We start from the raw sequence: 6,052 nt of genomic DNA, 5'->3' as shown, positions 1-6,052 counted from the left end.
TAAGGGCCATAGTCGGACGGGCAATCGCGCCAGCGTGCGCCGCACTGGAGCATGTGAATGATACCGCTGAAAATGCGTCGATCGTCTTCGCGCGCCGGGCCGGTCTGGCCTCCTAACGGACCAGCCGCCTAGTCCTTACTGCCGGACGAGCTTAGAGCGCATACCGATCAGCATTGTGTAGGCAAGCCGGCGCCAAATCAGGTTCATCAGGACTAGCATCTGGCATCCCCGTAGCTGATGCGACCAGCTTCGACCTGCTATGTTTCAAGAAGATTTCGCCGGTGTGCGAAATGGCTTCGTGCCGAGGGTAAGCGGGCAGCCCCGCCGGACGCTGGCCGGCCGCTACTAGCGCTTTAGAAGCCCGTGGGCAGCCAATGTTTCCGCCACCGCCTTGGCGAGAACGTTGCACTGTTGATAGTCCCCGGCATCGCCAGCGGCTGATCCATCGAGTTCTGGACATGTGCCACCATCGAAGAACCACTTAGTGGTCCCGACAGCAGCTATCACCCGACATTTCGGACACTGCACCTGCATTCCCTAGATATGCCCCACGGAGCGATGATTCTGTAGCAGGGACATTGTCGGATCGGCGACCGCCTCATCGTGGCGGCCCCATGCTGGCGGGGTTTCTTTTTGTCTTGTCCGATGACAGATCGGTGTGTGGCCAGAATCGGGCGCCATGTACAATGGGAGTGATCCCTAAAGTCGTCCCGCGAGTGCATCTGCTCGTGTTGAACTCCTGGTCACTCCGCTCAACCTCGAAGCGGGACGCCAACCAGCCTCAATCGTCGGGCTCCCGGTCGAGAGGATACTTTCTGGCCAGCCGATCAAGTGCTTCGTGTGCTTCGGCATCGGCAAGTTCGTGGAAGGCGAGGACCTGCTCAGCCGATCGGCTCCGGTATACTTCGAGGTTGTCCCGCCAAATCTCAGCGGTAGGGCCGCGGAGGCCTCGAATCCATACGAGCAAGACCGGTCTCACAGCTCGCGCTCCATGGCGGGATGGCTGCAATTCTTGACTTTGACCCAGTGCTTCTGCCGGCCGCCCTACGAGGCTGGCTTTTTTGCAGGCGAAGGCTGCGGCGATTCACGGTGACGGGCGGCCCTTCAGCTTTGGAGTAGCTGCGGCACGAGCGGCCCCCCTTGGCGCTGCCGCGATGGTTTTTTGGACCGCGTACTCAAAGGAAGTCTTCCCTTCGGCGCCTTGCGCCCAGATGATTTAGACACATTGGTCACAAGCCTGAGATCGCTGCCGCAGCTGGCGCATTCGTAGATCTTCAGCTCATAACCTTTGGTCGTGGGGAAAAAGGCCTTGAGTACTCGGGGCTGACTACAAGCTGTGCATCCGGCTTCGCTGTTCACGATGGTCCTCGGGAAAGCAATTTGGTCGTGATGCCGGGGCCGCTCCGCTAGCTCGAAGGAGACAGCTAGCGCGACGGCAAACCGGCAATCATGGCGCGGTTCCTAATGTCCTGCCCGGCAGCCAGTAGCCGCACGTAGGTCCGCTCTCATGCAGCTCTAGCCAACCTTTTTTCCATCAAGCATCCGAACCTGCTCTTCCTGCTTTCCAACCCTTCTCTGTAGGCTCATAACGCTCCCCCTGTTTCACCAGCCAGCCGCCTTCGATCATCTTCTCTGCCAAAGCCTTCGAGCACGCCGGCAGGTTGCTGCCGGGGTAATACAGGCCGTCTCTGCGCTCGACTATAAAGCCGTAGATGCGCGCCAGACGAAGGGGCTTTCAGCATGCCGGGAATGAGAACTACGCTCGTGCTCGTCATCGCTCTCCAAATGGCGGCACCACCCAAACGTTCCTGAAGCCACTCGGCAAAATCTGGGTCAAATCATCTATTCCTGGCGGTGCAGAAGGCCGTCGAGCTACTGCGCGTCGGGGGTATGGAGGAGTCAGCGAAAAAGCCCCAGCTTCACAAAGGATAGTGAGCTGGGGCAAGTTCACCTTCTGACCCGGGATCACGAACCCGGGCTACCGGGAAAACTTGGCAATCTAGCTGACGTTCCTATGGCCACCGCGCGTCGTGGGTGTGGAAAAGCAGATCGTCCGGCGTCCTTTGATCCGTCTCAATGCTCAGCAGTGGTTGTCGACGAGCCTTCGGCCATGAGCCCCTCGCACGAGCCAGGCCCGAATAGAGAGGCGCCGGACCCAGAGCCTTCGCGCATGGAGGAAGCTCGACGCATCATCGAGGAATATGCGGACTACCTGCGCGAGATCATCAGGAAGCGACGCGCCTCCATTGACTCGCGCGCGACTTGACGGCACCGCGGCAGCCGGAGTTCGATCGGCGGCATAGGGCAGCATCAGCACGACATCGACGAGCTCGCGCGTATGGAGCGCATCTGCGAGAGCCCGGATTGATGCTTACGACCCTACTGTCTCTCCGGAAGCAAAGGCGATCCCGATCCGCTTGGCCGAGCGCCACACCGTTCGGCACGGCCGGTGCAATTCCGCCGTCGGGATGCTCAGCATGAACTCGTGCGGTATATCAATTTGACTTGGTACATCCAAGTTGGCCCCGCCGTCAGACAGGTCACGGACGACGCAGCTGAAGGCGCCCCCAGGAAATTCGATCATCGCGGCTTTCAAGACGCGCCGCCGGCGTACGTTGCGTTTTTCCATGACCGCGAGACTACGAGCCACAGATGAGAAATTGTTGAAACTTGTCGCGGAAAGTCTCGCTCGAATCCTCGGGAGCAATTAGGGGTGCGTTAATCGATCAGGCGCGGGTCGCAGCGACGGTAACTGTCGGGCAGATGCTTCTCCTCGAACCACGCTTCCGCGGCATCGACCGTGGAGAAGACCTTGATGTGGTCGATAGTTCTGACTTGGCTTGTCCGGGCTGACAGCCGTATAGGCAGGCCATTGCTATCGACCACCGCATGGATTTTGCTCGTGAAGCCGCCGCGTACCTCCCCATCGATTGGCGCTCATTCCTTGTGATGCAGGCTCCATGCTGATGCCCACGGACCACCGAGGTGTCGATCATTTGGACAGCGGCATCGTGGGCAACGGCAAGTGCGTCTATGATGCAGCCCCAGACACCAGCCCGCCGCCAGCGAACAAAGCGGTTGTAGCAAGTCGTGTAAGGACCGAATGCCGCCGGAAGATCACGCCATGGCGCCCCGGATCGAAGAACCCAGTAGATGCCATTGAGGACGCGGCGGTCATTCACCCGTGGCACGCCGCGCGACTTGTTTGGTAGCATCGGCCTGATGACGGTCCATTCGTCGTCGGAGAGTTCGTAGCGCATGATTCGAGCCTCCAGTTCGGGAGTTTGAATCACGGCAATCCGGCCAAACGCAACGCTCATGGGCAGACACTGGTACGGCGCTTTTGGACAGGAACGGACATCAACCATCCCGCACTCTGTGCCAAAACTGTCGAAAATGACCCGTAGCGGACGTTCGCGACTGGCGATGAGCGCGTCTGCTTCGGCCGATGTCAGCTGCAATGTCGCTGAACGACGCTACCGCCCGCCCGCATAAGTTTTTCTTCGTCCTGAAGGCCAAAATTCCGAACTTTAGCGGCTGTCCAAAGGTGGATCGCAATCACGCAAGTTGTGGCAGCTATCATCCCAAACAATGCGTTACAGGTCGGGCAGCCGTCCACGCGCAGGCCGCAGCGTCAGATAGCAGGGTACTCTAATATGCCACGGAGCGCCGTTCAGCCGAATTTAACAGCCTCTCGTATGTCACGGTTTGGCATATAAAGGAATCTTAACAACTTCCGCGCGTAATACGTTTTGATTTGACGTGACGATATTAAAATGAATTTGGGCCAGCCAATGAGGGCATTTTCTGCGGCCGATCTCATTACCGAGGTGGATGCCACCATCGCGAGGAGCTCATCCGAACGTTGTGTGCGCATGCTCTGGCGCACCACCGAGCTGCTCGTTGAGGGTAATCACCGATTGCAAGAGCCGCAGGTCGGTTTGCTTGACGACGTTCTAATTCGCTTAGCCCGGCGGATCGCGCCGGCGACTCTCGCCGAGCTCAGCACGACGCTTGCCGAGCTGGGTACTGCTCCGATGAACACCCTGCGACGTCTCGCCTCGTGCGGCGATCCGGCGATCGCAGTCCCGATCCTTATGAAATCTCTCGCCTTATCGCCGGCTGATCTGGTGGCGATCGCGACGTCCGGCAGCGAGGATCACCTTCGCGCCATTGCTGGCCGGCGCAGGATCGCCCGTGACTGAAGCAATATTGCAGCGCGGCAGCAGCAAGACTTGTCTGGCCGTCATCGCCAATCCGGGCGCTGAATTCTCAGGCGCGGCCTATGCCAACTTGGTCCGTAGGGCTTTGGATGACGACGAGATCACGAAAGCGCTGACGCTGAGGCCGGACACCCCGGACATGGTGGTTCGGGAGCTGCTGTCGGCATCGCCACGGCCGGCGAATATGGCTTCCAACGCAAACGCGTCCTCGCAAGTATTAGCGACAGCGAAGCGACCTTACGACACTGAGCACGCCGCTGCGAGGCCGGAGATCATATCGCTCAATCGGAGCGGAAAGCTGAGCGACTCGACTGTCAATCGGTTCGCAATCCGGCGTGAGACAGCCAACCTGTTCACGGCCTTGTCGGTGCTGTCGGGAGCACCGATTGAGGCCATCGAGCAAGTTATGGCAGAGTCCGGTTACGAAGGCCCGGTTATGGCGTGCCGGGCATCGCGCTTGAATTGGCAGACCACGCTGGCGGTCCTCAACACGCGCGGTGCGGGGCTTTCACTAGGCGAACGCGCACGAGCACAGCTGCTGTTCGAAACGCTTCATCTCTCGACCAGCCAATGGTCCGTTCGTTGGGGAGAAATGTCCGCGGGCGCCCACGGTCGCACTGCAAGATCGGCAGGAAACCCATGAAATTCGACGGTCGCAAGGCATCTCGGGTGCGCATGGACAACAGACAGCCCGTGAACCTGATGGGCTCCGACGGCACCTGGCGCCGAAGCTGCGTCTTGCTCGATATCTCGAACACCGGCGCCAAGATCGAAGTCGAAGGGTCGCTCGATGTTCTCTCGGCCAAGGAGTTCTTCATGCTGCTGTCGTCGACGGGACTGGCCTATCGACGTTGCGAGCTAGTCTGGATCGACGGAACCACGGCTGGCGTCCACTTTGTCCAAGCAAATGGCAAGAAGGCCCAAACGACAGCGCGCGACAGAGGCGTGCGTAAAACTTGAGCCGAGCAGTCTCATCGAAGTGAGCCAATGACCTTGTACCACCGACGAGGCCCATTCACACCGGCACCAGACGAACGAAGGCACCAGGCATGCTCGTGCACGTATTGGCGGACACTTCCGAGAAGCTCTTCGGGCTCTGCTCGCTTTTTGGAGAACAGTTCACCGTTGCCGGCGAGCGGCTCGATGTAGAAGCAAAGCTTCCGCACGCTGCTGCTGCGGTCGTCGTTCGTGCCGACCTGCGGGCGGTCGAAAACATTGCCGCACTAAAAAAGAGAGCTGCGCGTTTCGCCAAAGCAAAGAAGCGCATCTTCCTCGTCGAGCAAACCTCCCACGTTTGCATCTCGCAAGCCTATGCGCTGGGCGCAACGTTGGTGTTGCCTGGCAGAATCGAGGCGGCCAAGCTCCTGGCCGCTTTAGCCGATCCACCCGGCCACGGAACTGGGTCCAGGAGCGGCATCTCGCAGCCTGACAATGCGGTTGACGCCGCAGCAACCGCCATTGCGTCGATGTTCACCTCGATCACCCTCGGGGAGCGGGTCGACGTCGCTGGTCCCAAAGATGCCGGCCGCAAGCTCACCAACCGGATTTCCGAGCATGGGTTAACCGAATGGCTGGCCACGGTGCGGCGCCATCACGAGGGAACGTTCCGGCACTGCCTGCTCGTGACCGGCGTCGCCATCGATTTCGCCTCAGTCTCGGTTTCCGTAAAAGTGACGTTGAACGGCTCTCCACTGCTGCCATGTTCCACGACATAGGAAAGGCGAGGGTGCCCTTGGCGATCCTGGACAAGCCAGGACGCCTCGACGACGACGAGCGAGCGTTGGTCGAAACCCACCCGGCGGCGGGTTACGATGTGCTGAAAGGGCACA

The 6,052-nt window shown here is 59.8% G+C and carries 2 protein-coding genes and 4 pseudogenes; 3 read left to right on the top strand and 3 right to left on the bottom strand.

The features are described 5' to 3' along the window. The 3 genes and pseudogenes from IVB13_RS08345 to IVB13_RS08335 form a co-directional block, all read right to left on the bottom strand. Positions 1-110 (bottom strand): annotated as a pseudogene (locus IVB13_RS08345) (transposase); the annotation flags it as partial. Positions 111-2,371: 2,261 nt separating this feature from the next. Next, on the bottom strand, positions 2,372-2,629 hold the full coding sequence (locus tag IVB13_RS08340) for a PilZ domain-containing protein (protein WP_256467304.1): 258 nt from the start codon (positions 2,627-2,629) through the stop codon (positions 2,372-2,374). Between the two features lie 221 nt (positions 2,630-2,850). Next, positions 2,851-3,260: pseudogene (locus IVB13_RS08335) on the bottom strand (IS5 family transposase); the annotation flags it as partial. A gap of 516 nt (positions 3,261-3,776) precedes the next feature. Here IVB13_RS08335 and IVB13_RS08330 point away from each other — a divergent pair. The 3 genes and pseudogenes from IVB13_RS08330 to IVB13_RS08320 all read left to right on the top strand — a co-directional run. Further along, a pseudogene (locus IVB13_RS08330) lies at positions 3,777-4,866 on the top strand (DUF2336 domain-containing protein). Continuing rightward, a complete protein-coding gene (locus IVB13_RS08325) occupies positions 4,863-5,183 on the top strand; it encodes a PilZ domain-containing protein (RefSeq protein WP_247488314.1) in 321 nt (106 codons plus the stop codon). Before IVB13_RS08330 ends, IVB13_RS08325 begins: the two are co-directional and overlap by 4 nt. 89 nt (positions 5,184-5,272) lie before the next feature. Beyond that, positions 5,273-6,052: pseudogene (locus tag IVB13_RS08320) on the top strand (HD domain-containing phosphohydrolase); the annotation flags it as partial.

The organism is Bradyrhizobium sp. 17 (assembly GCF_023073515.1).
GTDB classification, from domain to species: domain Bacteria; phylum Pseudomonadota; class Alphaproteobacteria; order Rhizobiales; family Xanthobacteraceae; genus Bradyrhizobium; species Bradyrhizobium canariense_D.
Note: the sequence above shows the minus strand (reverse complement) of the source record. Positions and strands in the feature narration are given on the sequence as shown.